Source organism: Streptomyces sp. NPDC043685 (assembly GCF_056436585.1).
Window position 1 is genome coordinate 1 of sequence record NZ_JBWKCH010000017.1, and the last position, 21453, is coordinate 21453.

A 21453-nucleotide genomic window follows, 5' to 3' on the forward strand; every position below is an offset into this window, starting at 1 on the left:
TTCCGCTGCGCTCCAGCCACCCGGCCGCGCCCGCTACGCGGGACGGCCAACGGGCCTACGGCCCGAGCACCTACGAGGGAGGGTGGCCGGGGTCGGTGACCCTGCATCAGATGATGCGCCATGTACCTTTGGCAGAATCCCCCCTCTCCCTCCTGCTTCAAAATGAATGCCAGATAGAGACTGGAATGAATGCGCACCCCCGGCCCTGGAGTGGGAGGTTCCAGCGAGCCGGTTAAATCTGACAGTAGGTCAGAAAGTAGATCGGGAATTCGGTAGCGCTCGTGACTCAAGTGCAGTATCTTATTCATGTCGGTGGTTAGCGGCCCCGACACCACGAAAAACACCAACAGGAAGGAACCCAGGAATGGGAACCGAAATTCAGGTCGCAACGCGCGACCCGAAGACCTTCGTTCGCCCGGAGGTCTGGGACAAGGAAATCGCGCTCCTCATGCGTGACTTCCCGTTCGACATCGTCATGGCGGAGCGGATTTTCGGGCAGGCGGTTGCCTACCTGATCACCTCCATGGAGATGCGCGGGCGCGGGCTCGGCATGGGTCCGGGTGAGCTGGTGGACCATGGCGTCCACGTGTTCATCCTGGACACCAAGAACTACCGCGAGTTCTGCGCGGAGCACATGGACGGGGGCTTCCTCGACCACATCCCGGAGGTGGAGCGCAAGGGAGACGGCTCCGTCTTCAACACGGCGAAGATCATCGAAGCGAACGGCTTCGTGGTCGACTGGCCGCTGTGGGAGAAGGACGCGATGAAGTGCACCCCGTGCCGACCGGGGGAGGACGGCCACTGAGCCGGACCCGGTAACGCACAGTGAGCGCCCCCCGGTCGTCACTCTGAGTGGCGACCGGGGGGTCGTGCGCAGCCGGGGGCGGGCGCTGTACGCCCGATGCCGCATTCCCCTCTGCCGCGCAGCGGCAGAGGCAAGGGCCATGACAGCGCGCAGCGAGGGAGCCGGGGGCGCGAAGCGCGCCCGGTGACCGCCTGTCATGGCCCGCAGCGCGTGAGGGTGCGCAGCACCCGGCCGGGTGGGAGCGCAGCGGACACCCGGCACGCGGGGGCTCGGAGGGCCGCAGAGCGCAGCGGAGCGGCCCTCCGAGCCCCGGTGGGGGCGGAGCGCAGCGGAGGCCCCACCGGGCGGCATCGGGCGCGCAGCGCCCGCCCCCGGCTGCGCACGACCCCCCGGTAATCAAAGTTCAATGCTGCGCCCCCGTGCTGCGCCCGACACCCGCTCCGCGCCCGCGTCACGCCCCTTGTCACATGCGAGCCCGGCGGGGGGATCGGGCGGGGTCGGCGCTGGTCAGAGCTTGTGACACGGTCCGGTGTGACCTCTCGTGTGACAGCCCGCGTAACACCCGGCGCTGCGCCCCCGGCCGCTTCCTGCCCGCTTGCCAACGACGGCGCCCCGGGCGCTGCGCCCTCCATGGGGATGCAGCGCCCGGGGCGCCGTCGTTGCGGTGTGACGGCCGGTCCGCCGCCGGCGGAGCGACGGAGGGGTTAGCGGCCCACGGCCGGCCGTCACTGGCCACCCGGTCCCACGCGGCAACACCTTGCCTTGACCGGGCGCCGGTCCTGAGCCTAGCTCCCGGAAACGTCAGAGAGTCAGGGCGTAGCACACGTGCTGCGCATCCAGAGTCCACTCCTTTACGGAGTTCCACCCGCGGCACAATTCTTCGATCTCTTTCGCCGATACGCCGATTCTATTTCGGGCGGACGGGAGCTTATCGGATTGAGGAGTCATCACATAGAACACCCCGCCGGGCAGAAGATGCGCTTTTACATTCTGTAGGAATGTTGACTTCTCTTGAATGAAGGCATAGCTGAGGCGGCAGGAGATGAGATTGTGCGCCGGGAATATCGTCCATGAGTCCGCTTCGGCATTCCAGCATTGGAAGGAGAGTCCGGCGGTCGACTGGTGGCGGGCGTTGGCCATGGAAATGGCCGCTCCCGCATAATCAACACCCACCACCGAATAGTCTCGCTCGTGCAGGAAATACGCGAATCCCCCCGTTCCACAGCCGATGTCCAGAGCCGACCGGCCCTCGCCCGGACCGATGTTCAGGTCAAACGCTGCCCCTTCTTCGTCGGTCACTGGCCTGAAGTCACGTCCGGCTGCATAGTGTGCGTCCCATTCGTCCACTGCGACGACCGTGCGCATGATCACCCCTCCGACTCTGCGCCAGCAGTGGCCGCAAAGTCCCGTGCGGCCCGGCGCGCGGCGGCCGGGTACCCGAGCCGGTCCGCTGCCTCGTCGGTGGACAGTCCGGGGGACGTCTCCATGAGTGCTTTGATCCGCTCGCCGCGGAGTTGGGCCAGCATGCGTTGTGCCGTGGCCGGCGCGACGCCGAGCGCTGCGCGGGTGTCGGCAATGGTGACCGCCGGCGCCGTATCAAGGAGCGCGGCCACCCGTGCGCGGAGCTCGCCGCGGGGGACCGCGTTCGTCCTCCCCTTTGGCCGGCCGGTCGCACTCTCCTTGCCAGGACGGCCGTCGCGGAAAGCGTGCACGATGCCGCGCGGCCAGTGCTCCACGCCGTGAACGTCCACCACGTGCCGCGAGAGCTTCGGGTCCGTCTTGTACCCATCCCACGTCCGGGGCGTCACGCCCAGCTCTCCCGCGGCTTCCTGCCGGTCCAAGAGGACGTCCGGGCCTTCCGCGGGCGGTAGCTCCGGCACGGGCTCGCCGGCGAGATAGGCAGCGGTCTGCTCGCCGTCCCACAGCAGCACCCGGGCGCCGTCGGAACTGATAGGCGCGGGGAACCCCGCCACCGCGTATGGCTTCTTGTTCCTAAGCGTTCCCATGGCCATGCCCATGTCGCGGGCCAACATCTCCCGCGTTCGTACGAGATGCCTCCGGCTTTGATGGATCATCGCTGCTCTCCTTCGACGCTGGTTCGGTGCCTCGGCCGACGCGTCTCGGCGCCATCGGCGCGGAAGGTGGCGCGCACAACAAGCAGACCCGGGCGCGCCACTGTTTCGGCACGACCAGGATGCACAAAAAAAGATACTGCACTTCTATCAAGCTGGCGGTCAAGGGGCGTCGGTTGCGCCGACTACTTCCTGACAGACCGCTGCGGGGCAGTACCGGCCCGGTTCCGCCGGGTCCCCGGTGCTCCGCTCCGGCTGAGCGGGCCGGGTCATCGGGCGAGTATCGCGCCGACCAGGGAGGCCATCACCGTGACCGCGCCGAACGCGGCGCCGAGGGGCTGTGCCCAGGTCGGGTGGCGGTGCACGACGTAGGCGGCGCCGGCCGCGAGCAGTACCACGAGGACGACCAGGAGCAGCGCGACGAGCAGCGCGAGCGTGGAGTCGATGACCAGGTCGATGCTGGCGGCGGGCGCGCGCGGACGCGGGGCTGCCAGCGGTCAAACACTCACTGAACGAGATCGCACCAGCCGCGCGCCGCCAGCTCCCGTTCTTCGGGCCGAACCGCGGCGCCGCATTGACCAACTGGCGCGCACGACGGGTGTTGCCGCGCCCTCCCGCTCGCTACGCCCAGGCCGCGTTGTGCGGGTCCCAGGTTCCCTGGGCGGTCTGGTCGAGGATGGGGTTGATGAATGCGGCGGCGGCTTGCGCTGCTTCGGCGTAGGTGCTGCAGCCTCGCAGGCCGACGACGAGGGAGGCCTGCTTGGGGTAGCCGTCGTCCCAGTCGGAGCCCGGCGCCTCGAAGGCGGTGGGCAGCTCGATGGTGGTGCCGTTCTGGCGCCGGCGTTCGGCTTCACGGTGCAGGGCCTGGGTGACGGCCTGCCCTTCGACGGCTTCCTGCTGGCTGATCAGCAGCAGGTCGGCCAGGTCGCGGTAGCGGTTGGAGCCGAATTGGGCTTTGTCGCCGTGGCGTTCATACATGGCGCAGATCTTGTCGGCGATGTGGTCGATGACGGGGTAGAGGCAGACGTCGGGCCAGTCGACGGGCCACTCGATGTCGACGGCGGATTTCAGGGTGCGGACCTCGGGGGTGCCGGAGAGGGTGCGGCCGACGACGAGATCGACCTTGATGCTGGCCACCTCAGCCGTGCCGCAGAAGACCTTGAAGTGCTGCGCACCGCCACGGCCTTCGTCACTGTGGTTGTCGAACTTGGTCGGGCTGTAGCGCAGAAAGTCGCCCAGGTCCATCGAGGCAGCCTCGATCACCAGCTGCCGTGCTTCCTCGGCGCTGCGCTCCGGGTGGGCGCTTTGTAGGTCGATGTCCTGGCTGAGACGGGCGGCGCCGCGGTAGCGGACCAGCAGTGCCTGGCCGCCCTTGATAAGCCAGCCCTCGGGTTCCTTGGTGAAAACGCGGGCCGCGAGCCGGTTGAAGTAGAAGATCTTCATGAGATCGGAGATGCTCATGCCGGTCTGTCTGGACATGTTCCTCGCGGCATTCTTCAGGGCCGCCTGGAACCCCGATGGAGTCGCGTACGTCTTGGCCATGGATCGCCCCCCGGCGTGCTGGTTCAAGTCTGCTGACTCTACGCCCGAGTTGATCAGTCCTTCAGCTCTGCAGACCGGTCAGCCCGCCTCTTCGCCTTCTGGCCGACCGCCGCGGCCCGCATCGCCGTCCGAGCTGCCGTCCTCGCGAGAAGAGAGGGCCAGCTGATCAGACTCGGCGATGGGGCCGGCCGCACGGTTCAGGGCCTTGCGGGTGACCGGCGGCATGGTCAGAGCGTCGCGCATGGCCTTCGCGATAGTTGGGTCCGGCCGATTCAGCTTGCTCAGCATCGATGTCAGGGCCGGGTTGGACTGCGTCAGCTTGGGGGTCAAGTCCCGAAGGGTCTGGGACAGGCCGGGCAAGGCCAGCTGCCGGTTCATCTCTCGGATCGCCTTCGCCACACCCGGCTGGGCCAGCTGCCGATTGATGTCCTGGAGTGTCTTGCGCAGGCCCGTGAGTTCCATGATGTCCGGGTATTGGGGCATAGCGGAGGCTGAGACAGAGGAAAACTGTGCAGCGATGACGTCCTGTGCCTCCTTGATCGTGCGCTGCTGTCCTGCAGTGTGCTGGGCGAGGTAAGCGGCAAGATCGGGACGAGCGGCCAGGAGGTTGACGGCTGCCTCGAAACCTTCCTTGCTGGCGCGGGCGACTTCCTGACGGTGCAGGCTCTCCCCAGCCTGCTCAACGAGGTGGCCGATGAGCTCGCGTCCACTGGCGGTGGCTGCCAGCCCGTAGGCGCGGACGTAGGGCTGCACACGGTCGGCGAGCTCGTCTAGGTCGATCAGATCACGACGGTTGGCCTCGGCAATGACCCCGCCGACGTGGCCACCGTCGGCCTTCGCCTTCAGCAGATCGGTGATAGTGCGGGACGCGGTGGTGACAGGGAGGCCGTCGACGACCGTGATCTCCTTTGGGTCCAGCGAGGCGATGCGCAGCCGCACGAACGGCTCGGTGGTAGTCCGTCGGCGGGGCACGGTGATCTCCACGTCCGGGGCGGGGATATCGCCTAGCTCGTGGAGCTGGCAGGCCGAGGCGTGGGACACAACACCGGAGTCTGGATGGCCGGGCGGGCGGTCCCAGGCAAACGCTGCTGGTTGCAGGCGCAGCCAAGCGGCCTTGATGTCGATGTAACGGGGCATGCCGCCGGCAGTCAGGAGGTAGACGCCGCGGCTGACGTTCTCGAGCAGGCCAGCTTCGGTCAGCCGCAGCAGCTGTACGGCGTTCAAGCCAAGGCTCTTGGCTTGAGCAGTAGTGACGAGACCCCATTGGTCCGCAGCGGCACCGGAGAGCGCAGCAAGCTGTTCAGCACGGTCCATACAGAGATGGTTACACAGTTTGGCAGAGATAGTTACCCCTAGATGTAACTATCTCTGCTCCCGATGCGGCAGGGTAGTAATTTTCTCTGGATTCTCAGTGATCGCCCAGGCAGGAGGCTCAAGAAACCACCGCAAGGCGACCACCGAGTCTTTGCCCGCAGAGCGATAGAGACCACTTCCGAACGTGCATGGCTCGAAGCTGCCTCGATACCCGGCCCGCATCTACGCGGCCCGCTCCCCCTCCCACTGATAAACAACCGCAGCGGGAAGGAGTCGCTGTGGGGGCTCTTCCTCACTGCTGGCGTCGACTTGGGCGAGCAGGTCCTGGTGGGCCCTGAGCCACTTGTTGATGTCCCACTTTCCCGATGCGCTGCTGTGGGTGAAGGCTCGGACCGCTGCGGCGAGCCAGGGTTCGAGGTCGGCGGGTTCGAGCACGTAGCAGGCCTTCAGGAAGGCGATGGTCTGCTGAGGATCAACGGGGAGGATCTCGCCCGCAATGATGCGACGGGTGGTGCTGCTGGGCAGCGCCCAGGAGCCGGACATCCGTGCCATCTCGCCGGGCGTGGGGTAGCCGGCCCACACATGCTGGTGGCGCAGGGCACGGCTGAAGTCGGCCGGGTCGGAGATGAGGCCGGGGTCGGGGGCCTTGTGGACGTGATACGGCGCCCGGGTGGCCCGGCGCGCGCGGATCCACAGCTCCTGACCGCGGATCAGGGCAGAACCGAGGCTCCCGGCGTCGTCCGTGGTGGTCACGATGATGAAGGCCTCGACGGTCGCCCAGGAGGGGACGGTGTCACCGGAGGCGGCGCGCTCAAGCGTCGCCTTTGACGGGGCCCCCTGCACGTGGAGGCGCTTTGTCATCTCCTCGTAGGTCAGCCCGGCCGCGGCCTTACGGCCGCGCAGGAAGTCGGCCAGCTTCGCGCGCGCAGGAACGGTACGGTTCACCGGCTTCTCGGGGCGTCCCAAGGCGACCCCCTCAGTTACCCGAGGTGAAGTAGGCGCGCACGAAGCGGCCGATCCGGCCAGCGCGTCGGCCGCCGGTCCCAGCCGCGACGACGATCCCGGCGCCGATGCCGCCGGCGCCCGCGATGAGGAGCAGGATGTCGTCGACGCCCATGTCGGGCGGGGCGAGGATCGCCGCGGTGGCGATGCACGCGATGATCACGAGCGCGTGCGGCATGCCGAAGCGGTCGCTCGCGGAGGTGGACGCGCTCAGGCCGGGCACCGGCTCGGTGACCATCGCGTTCGCGGAGGCGACGTCGAGGCCGGACGCCGTCGGCTTGGCGACCGCAGCACTCGCTGCGGCGGAGGGCATTCCGCCCATGAAGGGATCCCCTATCTACCGTCCGGCGACCAGAAGATCGCCGGACGGTGCTACTCGGCTCCAACCGATGTTTTTTGTCCCTCCGTACGCCTGACGGGAGTTGGCGCTCCCCGCGCACAAAGGAACCTGCTGCGACACAGGATTCCAGCCCCTAGGGCACAAACGACAGCCGCTCCAAACGTTGGCTCACCCGCGCACCAAAGCGACGTTGTGCTCATTGATGTTCACCTTGTACCGGGCCCGTGGGCCGCTCGCGGACGCGCCCGCGAGCAACATCGCAGGTCAGAGCGCTGCGTAGGGCCCTAGCATGAGGACGTAGAGCTGCACCGCGCCTGTTTTCGACTCGGATCGACGTCGTGAGAACGGCAAAGCCGCAGGTCAACGCCCCGAGCGGCGCTCTAGAGCGAGACTGACAACCGCGTTACCGGGTCGTGTCCCTTGGTCTGTATCTCCAGAACGGCGGGAACAGCTCTGACCTGGGTTGATTCAATTTCGCGCCGCTTGTCGATAAACGATCTTGGATGGCCTAGGTCATTCTCTAACCACGGATCGCGACTGCCAGGCAGATCGCGTCCGACCCTGATTGCTACTGGCTCCAACCGTGCACAGGGAATCGGGGCAGGTGTTGGCGCGCCTGCCCACGTGAAGCCGATCGCCATGCCCTCCAAGGCTGGCCATCGGCTTCACCTGTATCCGCGCACCCCACGCCCACTACTGCCGCGCGCGGCCCCGCCGACGCGCGCGAGAGGACCGGCTGGTTCCCAATCTCCCGAGGCGCTCCCCGCGTCCCGCCCGCTCCCTCCGACCCTTCTTCTTCCAGGCCGGGGCGGTAGTGGGGTGCTGTGAGGGGGATGTCAGCACCCCGACCATGCTTTGTGGGCATGGTGACCTGCGCAAACGCGGACGCGCCGAAGAGGCTCGCGCACCTCTTGTCGCAACTTCCAGCGCAAACTGGCCAGGGCCACCCGCTGTCCCGCTTGGTGGCCAACCTCGCCGACTACCTGCGCTCGGGCGACAAGCCGGAACGGCTGGAAGCGCTGTTCGTCCCCCGGCAGCTTCCCGCCGGCAAGCCGCAAGCCTGCTGGCCCGGCCGGGCGCGCCGGGTCACCGGGCGAGGATCGCCCCGACCAGGGCGGCCATCACCGTGACCGCGCCGAACGCGGCGCCGAGGGGCTGGCTCCAGGTCGGGTGGCGGTGCACGACGTAGGCGGCGCCGGCCGCGAGCAGCACCACGACGACGACCAGGAGCAGCGCGACGAGCAGAGCGAGCGTGGACACGAACGGTTCCCCCTCAGGGTTCGGGCACGCCCCCGGGCGGGGGCGTGCGGGCTGGTTGGCAGTGGAGGGTGTTGCCTCCTGGCCCTTGCGTCTCGGGGAGGCGTCCCGGACAGGGCGGCTCAGGGTGCTTGGCGCGGGGGTTAGCCCCGCAACCCGGCTCTGACCAGGCTGTTTACAGGCGTGTGTGTTCCTGGTCGCAGAGCAGGCGGGGGTGGGGTGCGGCAGGGCCGACTCTTGTCAGCCGGGATCTTGAATTCAATGGTTCTGAACTGTTCGGAACTCTTGAATGCGTGCCGCCGGCCCGGTAGGTGCCCACCCATTGGTTATGGGGCGCGTGTTTGGTGGCGTCCTGGGACACCAATCAGTTAGTGAGTCGGTTACCTGGTCAGGGCCCCGAAACGGATGACGGGCAGCGCAGCACCTACGGCGACGACCAGGATCAGCGCGAGCGTGGACACGCACGAGTCCCCCTCGGGATCGGGTACGCCCGGGCGGAGGCATGCAGGTAGGTGGGCGGTGGAGCAGGGTTGGCCCCACTGCGGATTGGCAACAGACAAAAGGTCATGAACAGGGCGGTCCGGGATGGCAGCGTCATGGTCTTCAGCGCGGGGGTTAGCCCCGCAACCTTGAGACAACCGTCTGCGGAGCGCTGGGTATCCCGTCGAGCTCACCAACGTGGTGCACGTGGTGCAAGATCGTTTTCGGGGCTAGGTGAGCAGTGACGTAGTTGGTTGCCCCGGCGGGCGGGACAATCGCCGCCGTGACGATCGACCGCCGCCCGCTGGGCACCGGACCAAGGCAAGCCGACGCCTGCGACACGCGAGACCCCGAGCTGCCGCCCGCGCCACGCGCCCAACTCGCCGCCGAGCGCCTCCCCACCACGGCAGCCGCGGCCAAGCCCGCGCGTCTGGCCGGGCGCCGTGTCTTGGGCATCGGCACTGAATCGCCAGCACTCCCACCCGACGAGACACACTCGCAGTGACCACATGCTTCGCCCGGACGGAGCTTGCAGCGCCGGTCGCCCTCACGGGTGACGATCAGTATGGTGACCCACTCCACGAGTGCGTGCGGCAGGTCGATTGCGGCAGGATGGACGACCAACGAGGCCCCGAGCAACGTAATTGAGACGTCAGACATCTCGATCAACAGCCCGGGGGTCTCGCTCGTTTCGCTTCACGGAACGTCACCCGATCGGTGGCCACATCGAAGAGCTCAGTGTTTGAGTAGGCGGCTTGGGCCTGCCCCGGGACGTCGGCTTCGAGAGCGGTCCTGGTGTGTCGGAAAGACGGCAGGGCTAGCGTCTTGGGTATGACTGACCAGTTCGACGCCCAGCTCGACAAGGCCCTGGATAATGTGCGCGACATGCTGCCGGAGAGTGCCTTGCTCCGCCTGGAGGCAAAGCTCCGTCAAATCCACGCCGAACGCCCCGACTTGGAGGGACGGGAGGTTGTGAACATGGCCTTCGACGTCCTCGAGGGGGAGAAGATCGACGCCCGCCTTGCCATGGAGGAGGCACGTGCGCGGGTTGATGAGGCGGCTGCTGCCGAAGCTCGCCTCGCGTCCATGCAAAGGATCGCAGAACGCTCGGCTGAGCTGGACGCTGTCGAAGCCCGGTACCCCGGGAGGGCCACCATCGCTGAGGCACTCGCCGATGCCGGGATCTCATGGGCCTACCTCGGTCTGAGCGAAGAGGACGGTGCCCTCGCCGAGGAGATCCGCCGAGGGTTTGGGAAATAGGAACCCTTGAGCTCAGACTTGCCTGAGCGCTACAGGTCGAAATCCAGTTGCTCGATGTCGGTGAACTCGACGTCCAGGCCCTGGGCGCGGCGGCCACCGTCCTGGAAGTACACCTCGCCGAGCGCCTGGCCCGCGAGGTCGCGCAGCTGCTGTTCGCTGGCCCCGGCGTCCTGGGCGTCGAAGAGGCGGGCCGCGTGACTTGGCGGCAGGGCGAGGGTGATGTGCCGCAGACGGGCGTCATCGGTGGTGCCGGGAGCGGCGGTGAACCCGAAACGTGCACGGACGTCGATGACGACGCCCGTGCTGGTGGCCGCTTGCTTGCGGGCCTGGGCGCGCACCCGCGGCTGCCAGCGCTCGCGTACGGCGTCGGCCAGGCGCTGGGCGAGGTCGGCGCGGGGCCGGCGGATCTGGTCTTTGACGTAGCGTTCCACGGTGCGCTGTGAGATGCCGAGCTGCTCGGCCACGGCGCGGGTGCCCTTGAGCTGCTTGACCAAGTAACGCATCTGCGCCCCGGCCGACTTCGGGATGGGGCGGGTGAATGCCTGCTGCACGGCCCGGTTCAGGCCGTCTCCCACGATGCCCACGCGGGGCACCTCCGTTCATGATCGGCTAGTGGGCCGCTGTGGGGCGCTCATGGCCTGGTCGGGGATGAGTAATTCCGGCGCCGGGCTGATCGCACCGCACAGCGGCGCCCAGGATGGTTGACGCGCCCTTCAGGGGCGCGCTCCAGCGACCACTCCTCAGCAGCAGGACTGAGCCGACTGGGGCGGCCGTTCACTTCCGACTTGAGCGCGGCACCACCCGCCAACCAGAGGCGCTGTACGGCCATCTGACGGCCTATCGCACCTCGCCTCACCCAAGGAGACTCGGGGCAGGGCGAAAGCGCGGGAGACGGCCGCACAGCGTGCTTCACGCGGACGCGCACGTGATCCGGTCCGGGTGACAGCGCGGGCACAGCTCCCGGGCGTCCTCTGGTCCGACCTTGCGGAAGCGTGGGTTGAGCCGGGCGGCCGTGCCGGTGCCGTCGCCGCACTCGCCGCACCACTCCGGCAGTCCAGGACGGCCGGCCCCGGACTGCTCCCGTTGCACCTCGATGGGCGCGGTGGAGCGCTCGGTGTGCTGAACGAGATCGGACCAGCCGCGCGCCGCCAGCTCCCGCGCACGGTCGCACAGCCACGCTTCAGGCAGGCCCTGCGTCAGCAGTTCGACGGCCTGGCGCTCCAGCTTGGCCCTGGTGCCGTTCAGCACTGGCCGCCCGAGGGCAGCCGCGTACGCGGCCACGATCCGGTCCCCCGCCGCTGTGCTCTGCTGTGACGGCTCCCTCTGCTGGGGCAGCTCAGCTCTGGAGGGGGTCTGACCCTCGGGCGAAGCCTCGTTCTCTCTCTCTCCGACCGGCGCTGTGCCCAGTGAGGCGTCAGCGTCATCAGGGTCGCCCGCGCGGGGGGAGAGAGAGGAGGGAGGAGAAGAGGGAGGGAGAAGGGGTGCAGATTTCGCACCCCCGCCCCCTGCGAGATCTGCATGGGGGGGTGCAGGATCTGCAGGGGGGGGTGCAGATTTCGCAGGGGGGGGTGCAGAATCTGCATGGGGGTCTGAGCTGCGGTTTTCCCCCGGAGCCTCGTCAGGCGCCTCGTCGAACGTCAGCTCCTCGATGAGCGTCGCGCCGTAGTCCTTGCGCTCACGTTCCATGCTCTTCAACAGGTCCAAGTTGATGCGGAACAGGTTGGCGATCTGTGCCCCGTTCTTCGGGCTGAACCGCGGCGCCGCTTTGACCAACTTGCGCTTCTCCAGCTTCGCCCGGGTGGCCTGGGCGGTCCGCAGGGACATGTGCGCCTCGTCCGCGATCTGCTGCATGTGCGCGATGACGTAACCCTTGGCGTCGGTGTGGTTTGCGCACGCCATCAGGAACGCACCCTCACCCACGCTCAGCCCGCCGGCCTTGAAGACCATGCTCATGTGCTGGATCACCGGGCTACCTCCGCGAGGTAGCCGTGAACCTCCAGCTCGACCAGCGCAGCCTGGACCTCCGGAACGCTCTGCGGGGTGCCGTGTGCGAGGGAGGCCGCGGTGGCCGCCTCCCACTCGTCGTCGCTGAACGTGCTCAGCAGCGCGAACACACCGCGCGCCGTGAACGACAGCCGGGCATCCGCCAGGAACGCGTTCGGCAGCATGGTGTAGTCGTCGGCCGCCATCCGGCCACGCCGGATCACGACCCGCTCAGGGAACGCCTGGCCCTGTAGCCTGCCGGGCCGACCATCTCGTACGCTCAAGGGGAGCGCACCTCCACTCATCTCGTGTGCTTCACCGTCACCGGGCGGCCACCCGGTGACGGACGTACGGGCCCCGCCACGGCGGGGCCTTTGCGTTTCGGTCTTGCTGATTACCAATCGTCCCGAAGCGACGGCGGCAAGAATGCCTCCGGGAGTCCGTGTTGGCCGACCATTGCCGTTCCGTCATGCCGGTCAGCCATTTTGTGTCTCCGAGGACGGGGACAGCAGGGGCAGATCGTCATACGTGAACTTCAACCGGTCCGCCGCGGCGATGGCGCGCAAGACCTCGATTGGACGGCCGTTCGCGTCCTTCGTGACGCGCTCGACCGTGATGACGGAGACCCGCCCACCGACGCGCAGCAGAGTGGCCTCGTCAGGGGTGGGCATTCGCACGGCGACAGTCTCGCTTGCTGTTGCCCGGAGGTGTCCAGCCGCCGCGAGCTTGCGGTAGATACCGCCCTCAATCTTCTCCACCGCGTCGATGCCAGCAGCTTCGGCGATGTCGCGCGGATACCAGGCGTGCTGGATCTGAACTAGGTCGTCGGGGCGGATGACCGCATGGCGCAGGCGGTAAATCAGGGTGTCACCGGCCTCGAGTTCGAGCAGCAGGGCCAGATCCTCGGGCGCCTCCACCGGTTCGACGTGGAGCAGCTCCATGAAGCCGTCCAAGCCCGCCTCTGAGGTGACTGTCTCCCACGGTCCGCGTGTCCCGCCAGGGGTGACGGCCCGGCTGTAGCGGCTTAGCGGCAGTTGTACCTGGGCGCGGTGTCGCACGCGGGTGCCGCCCTTCTTGGCGGTGAACACCAAGCCCTCGTCGACCAGCTCGCTGATGGCCTTGGTGACGGTCGCCTTGGACACACCGTGTTCTGCCATCAGCTCTGAGTTCGTCGGCAGCTTGCTCCCCGGAGAGAACTCCCCGTCATTGATGCGGCGACGCAGGTCAGCGGCGATGCCCCCGGAACTGCTCATGGCCCGGCACCTCTTCTCCGTCGTGGCGTGACTCACATCCTGAGCCACCTTATCGCCTAGTCGTTATTGACAGTACGCCCCCCGGCGTGCATTCTCAATAATGCCTAGGCATTAACTGGCGGTGAGGCCGGTTGAAGCGCTGGGCACTGCCCCACCTGCATAAATGCAGGTGCCCGGTCTGGTGTTGGAGCACCAGACCGGGCGGCGGGACCGGTGTTGGAGCACCGGTCCCGCTGTCGGAACCCCCTGGTCAGAGAGGGAACCAACGTGTCGATCGTGACAGATCAGAGGCCGTTAGCGCAGTTGGCCCCCCGCGCTGATGAGCACAGCAAGACGAAGGAGCCGTTGCCGCAGCGTCCGCGTGGCCCGCACCCCTACCCGGTGGGTGGCGCGGCCCGGGCGGAGGACGTGTGGATCGAGGTCTGGCTGCTGCGCGGCAACACGGTGGCGCGGCCGGCGGGGCTGCTGGCGATGAAGGCCCGGCGCCGGGTTTGCGCGCACTACGCCACGGCGCGGGTGCGGGAGCTGCTGGCCGACTTCCAGGATGAGGCGGCCGCGCTGGTGCGGCTGGCGTCGTGGATCGGAGCGGCGGCGTGAGCGCGGCGGCGGCTCTGGCGGCGGCCCGGGCGAAGGCAGCGGCGGACCTGGCGGCGGCGAAGTCGGCGGCAGCCCGGCTCGCCGAGACGGTTCAGCGGGCGGCGCAGCAGGGCGGTGCGCGATGACGACCGAGACCTTGCAGCAGATCGGGCCGCGCATGGCAGGTGCGATCTACCAGAACTCCGACGGCGCTTTTGAGGTGCTGGCCCTGGTCACGGACCCGGCCGAGGCAGCACGTCTGCTCAAGCGTCAGGCGGCGCGGTTCGCGGTGATCGTGCGGGACGTGCTGCGCGCGGACGGCCAGCCGTTCGCGGTCGGCTCCGTGTGGACCGACTCGGACCGCCTGGTGCGGGCGGGAGGCGCCCGATGAGCTGGCGGATCGGACGCATGGTGTGCCTGCTGTTGATTGGCGCCGAGTTCTGGGCCCTGTGCGCCGGGGAGCGGCAGCTGCTGAACCTCTTCGCCGTCCTGGCCCTGGGCGTGCTCGCCGTCGCGTGGGTGCTGAGTTCGGGCGAGACCGAGGAGGGCGACCGGTGAGCGGCTGGTTCAGTGGTCGGGAGACCGAGGCGGACGACGCCGAGCGCAGCCGCCGCCTGGTGCAGGGCGTCGAGGACGCCTACGAGGCCCGCACCGGTGATCCGGTGAACGGCGGTGAGCTGACCGACTTCGAGATCACCGTGCTGTTCGGCGCGTGGCCCGGATCGGTGACGCCGTACCCGCCCGCTGGCCACGGCTACCCGAGGCGGCACGTGTGAGCCGGGCCCGGCGGGTCAAGCCCCGCCCCGTTCCGGCCTCGATCACCGCCCCGGTGCCCGGACAGTTCGCGCTGTTCGGCTCGGCGGACCCCTGGCATCCCAGCATGTGCAACTGCTGGCCACGGGAGCTGCGCGGTTGCGGCCACTGCAAGGCGTGTGACACCTGCCAGGACTGCCGGGCGTGCGCCGGCCGCGGATGCGCGTGCGCGTGCCAGGGCTGACGGCCCTGCGTCATCACCAGCTGCTCGCACGGCTGGTGGTGGCGCAGGGACCGGACAGCCCGGTTCGCCGAGAGGAGATCACCGTGACCCGTGATCAGGCACTGAAGGAAGCCAGGGAAGCCATCGAGAAGGCGCAGAACCTGGCGGGTTTGGCGTCGGCCTGTGCCCTCAGCTTCGACAACCACCCGAAGACGGCGCGGCATGCCGCGGCGGGCTTCGTGTGGGCGGACACCGCCCGCTCCTGGGCCGCTATCGCCGCCGCCCTGCCCGCCATCGGCACCGAGGGGGCCTGACGTGTACGGCCAGAGGCGCATCACGCTGCTGGATCGCGCGGCGGCGGCTCTTGAGCGCGGCACCCGGTTCGCCCGCCTCGCCCTGCGCCTGGCCACCCGCACCCGCTTGGGGCCCACCGACCTGTACGCGGCGCTGGCTACCGCGAAGTTCATGGCCGCGCACGAGCTGATCGAGCAGGCCGCCGACGCGGTGGCCGACGACACCGACCCCGACCTGGACCTGATCCAGATCCGCCAGCCGATCTGGTTCGGCGGCACGACGATCGTGGAGGACGAGACGTGAGCACTCCCTACAACTGGCAGGACGACACCGCCGCGTTCGCTCCGTCGCGCCCCACCCAGCCGCCGCGCCCGGCCGCGCCGTCCCTGCCCCGTCAGGAGCCGAACGACTCCGGCCGTGCTTCCCGGGTGGCCGGTGCGGCGGGGTCGGCGGCCGGCGGGTTCGTCGGGGGGCTCGGTTCCTCGTTCGTGCCGCCAGTCACCGTCAACATCGGCGGCGACGGCCGCAATGGTGGAGGTGGCGGCCGTGGCAACGGCGGCGCGGCCGCGGGCGGCGCGGCGGGTGACCGGCACCAGGGCGACCGGCTGATCCACCTGGTGGAGCGGATCGAAATCCGCAACGACAAGGACATCCTGGCGATGGCCAAGGCGATCAACCACCTCGGGCGGGAGCTGCACCTGATCCTCGGGATGCGCGCCGAGGAGATCAACGGCGTGCTGTCGACCTACAAGGGCAAGTGGTACACCTTCGGCGCCTCCAGCCGGGTCAAGGCCCGCCTGGTCTCCGCCCACCTGAAGGTGTCGGCGGAGGCGGCGAAGGCGCTGGGCGTGGGTGCGCTGAAGATGGCGCACGCCTTCGACCGGCACTTCGTCAAGCCCGAGCAGGAGGCCAAGCAGCGCCGCAACGGCAGCAAGCCCACCCGTCGCCAGTTCACGATCGGGGAGGGCTGATGGCACCGCGCAAGGGCTCCCGCAAGGCCGCCGCCGCGGCGGCGCCGGTGAACACTACAGAGATCGTGCCCGTCGGCCGGGGCGGCTTCTTCGGGCACGTCGTCGGCCACCTGGTCGGCAAGGCGCTGCCGTATGCGGCGCCGTGGGTGAGCGTGGCGACGCTGCCGCCGCTGGCCGGCTTTGCCACGAACACGATGTGGGGCGACGCGCCGCTGTCGGCCGGGCTGGCGTCGGCGACGCTGGCGGTCGGCGGGGCCGGCCTGTCGGCGGTGGCGTGGAAGACCACCCCCGCCAGCAGCGCCTACGGCAAGTTCCGCCGCGCACAGGCCACCGCAACGGTGGCGGCCTCGATGGGCTGGCTCACCTGTGCCACCGCCGCAGGCCCGTTCGGCTCGCCGGTGCTGGACGCCTGGCTGATCGGCGGCGGGCTGATGGCCGCCTCCTGGAACGTGCGCCAGCTCCTGCGTAACGGAGCCTCCGGCGATGTCGAGGAGACGAACACCGGCGGTCTGGGCGCGCTGGCCGAGGCGATCGGCTGGGAGAAGGTCAAGGTCAAGGGCGCCAAGGGCACCGGCAAGGGCACCGTGAAGGCGAACCTGGAAGTGACCGACGGCGCCACGATCGAGGACGTGCAGGCCACGGTGAACAAGGCCGCCGCCGTGCTGCACGTCCCGCCGTCCGGCGTGATCGTCACCCCGGACCCGGACAACGCCGCCGAGGGTGTGGTCTCCATGCGGGTGGCCGACCTGCTCAAGGACGGCGTCGGTTTCATCCCGCCGGCCGCGCTGGGCCTGCTGCCCACCGAGGCGGTCCCGGTCGGCCTGTACGCCGACGGCGAGCTGTGGCTGATCAATCCGTTCGACGCGGACATCCTCCAGCACCTGCTCGTGATGGGCGTGACCGGCGCGGGTAAGTCGGAGTTCTGCCGCACCATCCTCACGCACCTGATGTGCCGCCGGAAGCTGTCTATCTTCCTGGTCGACGTGGCCAAGGGACGTCAGACGGTCGGTCACATCCGTGACGGATTGGACTGGTTCGTCACCGACCCCAAGGAGGCCAAGCGGCTGATGCGGGCACTGCCCGCCGCCATCAAGGCCCGCGGCGACGTCCTCGCCGACGAGGGCTTGGACCAGTGGACGCCTCAGTCGTCGCTGAACGCGGTGGTGGTGTGGCTGGAGGAAGCCGCGGACCTCGCCGACTTCGATGAGCTGGAGAAGATTGCCCGCGCCGCCCGGTCGGTCGGCATCTGGCTCGTGGTCAGCCTCCAGCGCGCCACCTGGACCAACGTGAGCACCGACGTGCGCGCCAACCTCCAGGCCACCGCCTGCTTCGGCGTGGACGATCCGGGCGACGCCAGCTTCTGCCTCCCGGACCGCGTCACCGCCGCCGGCGCCATCCCCGCCTGGGGCAGCGACCGGCCCGGCTACGGCTTCTCCACCGGCATGGGCATCCCGCAGGAGCGCTGGACCACCGAGGTCCGCTCCTGCCTGACCGACCGCGATTACCTCGCGGCCCTCGTCCAGGCCGCCGCCGCCGTACGTGACCCGCTCGACGAGACGACCGCCGCCGCCCTGGGCCAGGTCTACGCCCAGCGCTCGCACCGGGGCACCAACCGCACCACCCCGGGCGGGCGGGACGCGGCTCCGGCCGTGACGGCGCCCGCTCCGGCCGCGCTGGACCCGATTCCGGGGGCCGTCACCGACCGCTCCGCCTACGTCCTGGAGGACGACGCCGACATGTCCGAGTTCGAGGAGGCCGCCGACGTGGAGCTCCAGGACGCCCGCGCCGAGATCCTCGGTGCGATCCCCGCCGACCCCGAGCCCGATGCCGACTACACCCACCTCCGCCTCGAGGACGACGTGCCTGACGCCGACCCTGACTCGGAGATCACGTTCGAGGGCGGAGACCGCCCGTCGACCGAGGAGGCCCGGCACATCCTCTGCGTGGAGCTGGACGCCTTCCTCCAACAGGGCCGCCTGGAGTTCGAGCCCAGCGACCTGATCCCCGCGACCGTGGCCGCCGGGCGCAAGCGCCCGTGGCTCCAGGGCGAGCTGAAGCGGCTCGCCGACACGGGCGTCATCCGCCGCGACGGGCACGGCGAGTACACCATCCTGCACTCCCCCCTCCAGCCCGCCTAGCCGTCACTGTATGTGACGACCTGACAGTCACGGCGCGGCCTGACGTTCGACAGTCAGGCCCGCCGGGGGCCTACAGGGAAGTCACGGAACTTTGCACGTGACAGGCCCTGACAGTGGCTCTGACTGTCAGAAATCCCCGCCTCCGACCTCCGCCTGACAGTTACTCAATGTGAGGAGCACGTGCCGTGTCTCACCCCCTCGAACCTCGCCCGTACACCCCGGCTGCGCCCCTCGCCGCGCCGCTGAGCGGTCCGGTGGAGCTGTACGCCGAACGCACCAGCAGCGAGCCGGTGGTGTACGTGCCGGACGCCTACGGCCGCATGGTGCCCGTCTTGCGCTCGCAGGCCGACGCCCTGATCGCCTCCGTGCCCGCCACCGCACCCCGCGACCTGACCTCGCAGCCCCTCATCGACTCGCGCGCCCAACTCGTGCTGGCGGGCGGGATCGGCACCGGGGCGGCGGCCGCCGGCGTCGGCTACGGACTGGGCCAGGCCCTAGCCCCGATCGCCGCCATCACCAGCAGCGGCCTGCTGTGGGCCGTCTGCCTCGCCGCCCTCATCACCGGAACAGGGCGCCGCGCCGTACGCGGCGGCGACACCTACGTCACCCACAACCACACCAAGTGGTGGGGCAAGACCACGACGAAGAACGGCAGGTGAACGCCACGATGGGCCGCTACCGGGGCACGATGCCGACCGCGCTGCTGCGTGACGACACGATCCGCCCCACGGAGTACACCCGCTGGGCCGACGCCCGCGCCCGGTTCGAACGCCGGGAGAAGGACGCCGAGATCGTGGCCGGCCTGCTGGGGTCCATCCCCCGCCAGGGCCTGCAAGTCCCGATTGTCCTGGGCGTCTCCGACCGCCACGGCGACGTGTACGTCGCAGACGGACACCACCGCGCCGTGGCGCTTATGACCCTGCGCGCCCCGAAGTTCCCGTTCCACTGGTACTGGATCAAGTCGGCCGGAGTCCGCATCGAGGACCGGCCCTTCCCCTACTACCTGCTCGCCCGATGACCCGGGCCGGGAGTTCGGCGCTCCCGGCCCGGCCGGCCACGACCGCACAGCAAGCGGTCCCGACCACGACACGGAGGCTCCCGTGACGCAGCACGCAACCTACCCCCAGCCCCGCACCGGCACCCCCGACGACCCACTCACCCACGACCGCCCGCGTGCGGCTCCGGATGACGCTGTGCCCGCTCCGGGAGGACCGGCTGCCGCTCCGGTTGCGCGGGTCGGTGATCCGGCACCGGTGGCCGGGGTGCAGACTGCCGGAATGCACAAGGCGCTGACGGAAGAGCACAGTGGGCCCGGAGGGGTGTCCACGGCCGGGGCCGCTCCGGTCGCGGCCGGGGCCGCTCCGGTGGCCAGGGCGGCCAGTCCGGGAACGCCGGAGACCGCTCCGGCCGTGCCGCGCCCGGGTCGCCCGGCACGGCCGGGGGGAGGCCGGGGAGGGGTGCCCACGGCCGGGGCCGACCTCGAGGCGGCCGAGGCCGATCGGGCGGCCAGGCAGGCCACCTGGGACACCGACAGCGGGGCGCTGGCCGAGGGTGGCCGGGGGCCTGGCCGCATGGGGAAGTGGCCCGGCCGCCTCCTGGCCGCGGTCATCGCGCTGGGCATGCTGGTCGTGGCCGGGGTGGGCTTCGCGTCCTCGTACGACACGCTGCGCCAGGCCGCCGAGGCCAAGGGATTCTCTGAGGCGCTGTCCTACTGGGTGCCGATCGGTATCGACGGCGCGATCCTGGCGTTCCTGGCGCTGGACGTGTACTTGACGTACCGCCGCATCCCCAAGCCGCTGCTGCGCTTCGCCGCGCACGGCATGACGCTGGCCACCGTGGTGCTCAACGCCACCAGCGGCGGCAAGGGCACCGTGAGCCTGGCAGAGGACCCCGTGCGGGCCCTGTGGCACGGCCTGATGCCCATCCTGTTCGTCGTCGGCGTGGAGGCGCTGCGCCACCTGGTCCTGCACGCCACGCAGATCGAGGACGGCAAGTTCACCGAGCGCATCCCGATGCACCGCTGGCTGCTGGCCCCGCCCTCGACCATGCGCCTGTACCGGCGCATGCGGCTGGCCAACGTCCGCTCCTACGACGAGATGGTCAAGCGGGAGCAGGCGCTGGACGGATACCGCGTGTGGCTCACTCAGGAGCTGGGCGGCGACCTGTCCAAGGCGACTGAGGAGCAGTTGCTGCCCATGACGATGGCCCCGCGCGGGTTCACGGTGGAGCAGGCGCTGGCGCTGCCGGCGCAGTGGGAGGCCGAGGCGGCCGAGCGGGCCCGCCAGGAGGAGGAGCGCAAGGCGCTGGCGGAGGCGGAGGCCGCGGAGCGGTCGGCGGAACTGGAGATCAAGAAGGTGGAGGCGGCCGGACGAGTGGAGGCCGCGCGGCACCGGGTGAGTGCCGAGACCGGAACGGCGGCGGCCGACGCGGAGGCGTCGACGGCGGAAGCACGGGCACGGGCGGAGTCGGCGCGCACGCGGGCGGAGCTGACCCGTGCACAGGCGGAGCGGGCCGTCACTGCGGAGCTCGAAGCGCTGGAGTCGGAGGAGGCCGCCGCCGCCCGGCGCCGGGCGGCGGAGCACAAGAAGAAGGCCGCCGAGGCGGAGGCCGAAGCAGAGGCGGAGCGCCGCCGGGCACAGGCGGAGCGGGCGGAGGCGGAGCGGGCCGAGGCCGACATGGCGGCGCAGCGTCGCCGCAAGCAGCAGGAGGAGACCGAGGCGGAGCGGCTGGCCGCCGAAGCGGAGCAGGCGCGGGAGCAGGCGGCACAGGCTCGATACCGGGTCGCTGTGATGGAGGCGGAGGCGGCCACGGCCGACGCCTGGGCCGGGCTGACCCCGCGCCAGATCAAGGCCCGCCGGGTCGCCCGCCTCATCGTCGCGGCCGGCGGGAACGCCTACAACGTCGACGTCGTCTCGCTCAACGACATCGAGACGGCCGTGGGCGCCGCTCGGACCACGGCGGGCGAGCTGCGCCAGGAGGCGGCGGAGCTGCTGGCGGGCGGCTACGACCCGATGACCGCGTACGCGCCGCAAAGCTGGCGCTGAAGCGCCGGATATCGCGGGCGGGGGGGGGCCCCCCCCGGGGGGCCCCCCCCCCCCCCCCCACCAACCCCGCCCCGCCCCCGGAGCGGGCGCGGGGGCCGCGAAGGGGGGGGAAGCCCCCCCCCCCACAACCACCCCCGCCACCGCGC

The 21453-nt window shown here is 69.7% G+C and carries 26 protein-coding genes and 1 pseudogene; 14 read left to right on the plus strand and 13 right to left on the minus strand.

The features are described from left to right. The first annotated feature begins 364 nt into the window (after window positions 1-364). Window positions 365-805 carry a glycine-rich domain-containing protein gene (locus AC0665_RS36960; RefSeq protein ID WP_478706736.1) on the plus strand — a complete coding sequence of 147 codons (441 nt, stop codon included), beginning with the start codon at window positions 365-367 and terminating at the stop codon, window positions 803-805. An 801-nt stretch (window positions 806-1606) separates the two neighbouring features. Here AC0665_RS36960 and AC0665_RS36965 read toward each other — a convergent pair. From AC0665_RS36965 to AC0665_RS37005, 9 genes and pseudogenes are all read right to left on the minus strand, one after another. Further along, window positions 1607-2170, minus strand: coding sequence for a class I SAM-dependent methyltransferase (locus AC0665_RS36965; protein WP_478706737.1), 564 nt, complete (start codon window positions 2168-2170; stop codon window positions 1607-1609). A gap of 2 nt (window positions 2171-2172) precedes the next feature. Continuing rightward, on the minus strand, window positions 2173-2880 hold the full coding sequence (locus AC0665_RS36970) for a hypothetical protein (RefSeq protein ID WP_478706738.1): 708 nt from the start codon (window positions 2878-2880) through the stop codon (window positions 2173-2175). Window positions 2881-3146: 266 nt separating this feature from the next. Then, a complete protein-coding gene (locus AC0665_RS36975) occupies window positions 3147-3275 on the minus strand; it encodes a hypothetical protein (RefSeq protein ID WP_478706739.1) in 129 nt (42 codons plus the stop codon). A 223-nt stretch (window positions 3276-3498) separates the two neighbouring features. Further along, window positions 3499-4419: a nucleotidyl transferase AbiEii/AbiGii toxin family protein gene (locus AC0665_RS36980; protein WP_478706740.1), complete on the minus strand. Its 921-nt coding sequence runs from the start codon at window positions 4417-4419 to the stop codon at window positions 3499-3501. A 78-nt stretch (window positions 4420-4497) separates the two neighbouring features. After that, window positions 4498-5733 (minus strand): type IV toxin-antitoxin system AbiEi family antitoxin domain-containing protein, encoded by a 1236-nt coding sequence (locus AC0665_RS36985; protein ID WP_478706741.1) that lies wholly within the window; start codon window positions 5731-5733, stop codon window positions 4498-4500. A 222-nt stretch (window positions 5734-5955) separates the two neighbouring features. Continuing rightward, a complete protein-coding gene (locus AC0665_RS36990; RefSeq protein WP_478706742.1) occupies window positions 5956-6678 on the minus strand; it encodes a helix-turn-helix domain-containing protein in 723 nt (240 codons plus the stop codon). Window positions 6679-6709: 31 nt separating this feature from the next. Beyond that, complete coding sequence (locus AC0665_RS36995; protein ID WP_478706743.1) at window positions 6710-7057, minus strand: hypothetical protein; 348 nt, start codon at window positions 7055-7057, stop codon at window positions 6710-6712. A gap of 1104 nt (window positions 7058-8161) precedes the next feature. Next, window positions 8162-8335: a hypothetical protein gene (locus AC0665_RS37000; protein WP_478706744.1), complete on the minus strand. Its 174-nt coding sequence runs from the start codon at window positions 8333-8335 to the stop codon at window positions 8162-8164. 990 nt (window positions 8336-9325) lie between these two features. Next, window positions 9326-9436: pseudogene (locus AC0665_RS37005) on the minus strand (IS5/IS1182 family transposase); the annotation flags it as partial. A 207-nt stretch (window positions 9437-9643) separates the two neighbouring features. Here AC0665_RS37005 and AC0665_RS37010 point away from each other — a divergent pair. Continuing rightward, on the plus strand, window positions 9644-10072 hold the full coding sequence (locus AC0665_RS37010; protein WP_478706745.1) for a hypothetical protein: 429 nt from the start codon (window positions 9644-9646) through the stop codon (window positions 10070-10072). A gap of 29 nt (window positions 10073-10101) precedes the next feature. Here AC0665_RS37010 and tpg read toward each other — a convergent pair whose 3' ends face one another. The 4 genes from tpg to AC0665_RS37030 form a co-directional block, all read right to left on the minus strand. Continuing rightward, window positions 10102-10656 carry a telomere-protecting terminal protein Tpg gene (gene tpg, locus AC0665_RS37015; RefSeq protein ID WP_478706746.1) on the minus strand — a complete coding sequence of 185 codons (555 nt, stop codon included), beginning with the start codon at window positions 10654-10656 and terminating at the stop codon, window positions 10102-10104. 325 nt (window positions 10657-10981) lie between these two features. Next, window positions 10982-12037, minus strand: a complete 1056-nt coding sequence (locus AC0665_RS37020) for a hypothetical protein (protein ID WP_478706747.1) — start codon at window positions 12035-12037, stop codon at window positions 10982-10984. Continuing rightward, window positions 12034-12339, minus strand: coding sequence for a hypothetical protein (locus tag AC0665_RS37025; protein WP_478706748.1), 306 nt, complete (start codon window positions 12337-12339; stop codon window positions 12034-12036). The genes AC0665_RS37020 and AC0665_RS37025 overlap by 4 nt, the downstream gene beginning before the upstream one ends. A gap of 192 nt (window positions 12340-12531) precedes the next feature. Then, a complete protein-coding gene (locus tag AC0665_RS37030) occupies window positions 12532-13308 on the minus strand; it encodes a GntR family transcriptional regulator (protein ID WP_478706749.1) in 777 nt (258 codons plus the stop codon). Between the two features lie 345 nt (window positions 13309-13653). Between AC0665_RS37030 and AC0665_RS37035 the strand changes: the two genes are divergently transcribed. The 12 genes from AC0665_RS37035 to AC0665_RS37090 all read left to right on the plus strand — a co-directional run bounded on the left by AC0665_RS37035 (window position 13654) and on the right by AC0665_RS37090 (window position 21307). After that, window positions 13654-13905, plus strand: coding sequence for a hypothetical protein (locus tag AC0665_RS37035; RefSeq protein WP_478706750.1), 252 nt, complete (start codon window positions 13654-13656; stop codon window positions 13903-13905). Beyond that, window positions 13902-14030: a hypothetical protein gene (locus AC0665_RS37040; protein WP_478706751.1), complete on the plus strand. Its 129-nt coding sequence runs from the start codon at window positions 13902-13904 to the stop codon at window positions 14028-14030. Before AC0665_RS37035 ends, AC0665_RS37040 begins: the two co-directional genes overlap by 4 nt. Beyond that, on the plus strand, window positions 14027-14275 hold the full coding sequence (locus AC0665_RS37045; RefSeq protein WP_478706752.1) for a hypothetical protein: 249 nt from the start codon (window positions 14027-14029) through the stop codon (window positions 14273-14275). The genes AC0665_RS37040 and AC0665_RS37045 overlap by 4 nt, the downstream gene beginning before the upstream one ends. After that, the gene (locus tag AC0665_RS37050; RefSeq protein WP_478706753.1) at window positions 14272-14442 is read left to right on the plus strand and encodes a hypothetical protein; all 171 of its coding nucleotides are present in this window, start codon (window positions 14272-14274) and stop codon (window positions 14440-14442) included. Before AC0665_RS37045 ends, AC0665_RS37050 begins: the two co-directional genes overlap by 4 nt. Further along, the gene (locus AC0665_RS37055; protein ID WP_478706754.1) at window positions 14439-14660 is read left to right on the plus strand and encodes a hypothetical protein; all 222 of its coding nucleotides are present in this window, start codon (window positions 14439-14441) and stop codon (window positions 14658-14660) included. The genes AC0665_RS37050 and AC0665_RS37055 overlap by 4 nt, the downstream gene beginning before the upstream one ends. Window positions 14661-14841: 181 nt before the next feature. Next, window positions 14842-15174, plus strand: a complete 333-nt coding sequence (locus AC0665_RS37060; RefSeq protein ID WP_478706755.1) for a hypothetical protein — start codon at window positions 14842-14844, stop codon at window positions 15172-15174. Window position 15175: 1 nt separating this feature from the next. Then, window positions 15176-15457, plus strand: a complete 282-nt coding sequence (locus AC0665_RS37065; RefSeq protein WP_478706756.1) for a hypothetical protein — start codon at window positions 15176-15178, stop codon at window positions 15455-15457. Further along, a complete protein-coding gene (locus tag AC0665_RS37070) occupies window positions 15454-16125 on the plus strand; it encodes a hypothetical protein (protein ID WP_478706757.1) in 672 nt (223 codons plus the stop codon). The genes AC0665_RS37065 and AC0665_RS37070 overlap by 4 nt, the downstream gene beginning before the upstream one ends. Then, window positions 16125-18263, plus strand: coding sequence for an FtsK/SpoIIIE domain-containing protein (locus AC0665_RS37075; RefSeq protein WP_478706758.1), 2139 nt, complete (start codon window positions 16125-16127; stop codon window positions 18261-18263). The genes AC0665_RS37070 and AC0665_RS37075 overlap by 1 nt, the downstream gene beginning before the upstream one ends. Window positions 18264-18448: 185 nt before the next feature. Beyond that, window positions 18449-18922 carry a hypothetical protein gene (locus AC0665_RS37080; RefSeq protein WP_478706759.1) on the plus strand — a complete coding sequence of 158 codons (474 nt, stop codon included), beginning with the start codon at window positions 18449-18451 and terminating at the stop codon, window positions 18920-18922. Beyond that, window positions 18919-19281 carry a hypothetical protein gene (locus AC0665_RS37085; RefSeq protein ID WP_478706760.1) on the plus strand — a complete coding sequence of 121 codons (363 nt, stop codon included), beginning with the start codon at window positions 18919-18921 and terminating at the stop codon, window positions 19279-19281. Before AC0665_RS37080 ends, AC0665_RS37085 begins: the two co-directional genes overlap by 4 nt. 439 nt (window positions 19282-19720) lie before the next feature. After that, on the plus strand, window positions 19721-21307 hold the full coding sequence (locus AC0665_RS37090; protein WP_478706761.1) for a DUF2637 domain-containing protein: 1587 nt from the start codon (window positions 19721-19723) through the stop codon (window positions 21305-21307). Window positions 21308-21453 lie beyond the last annotated feature (146 nt).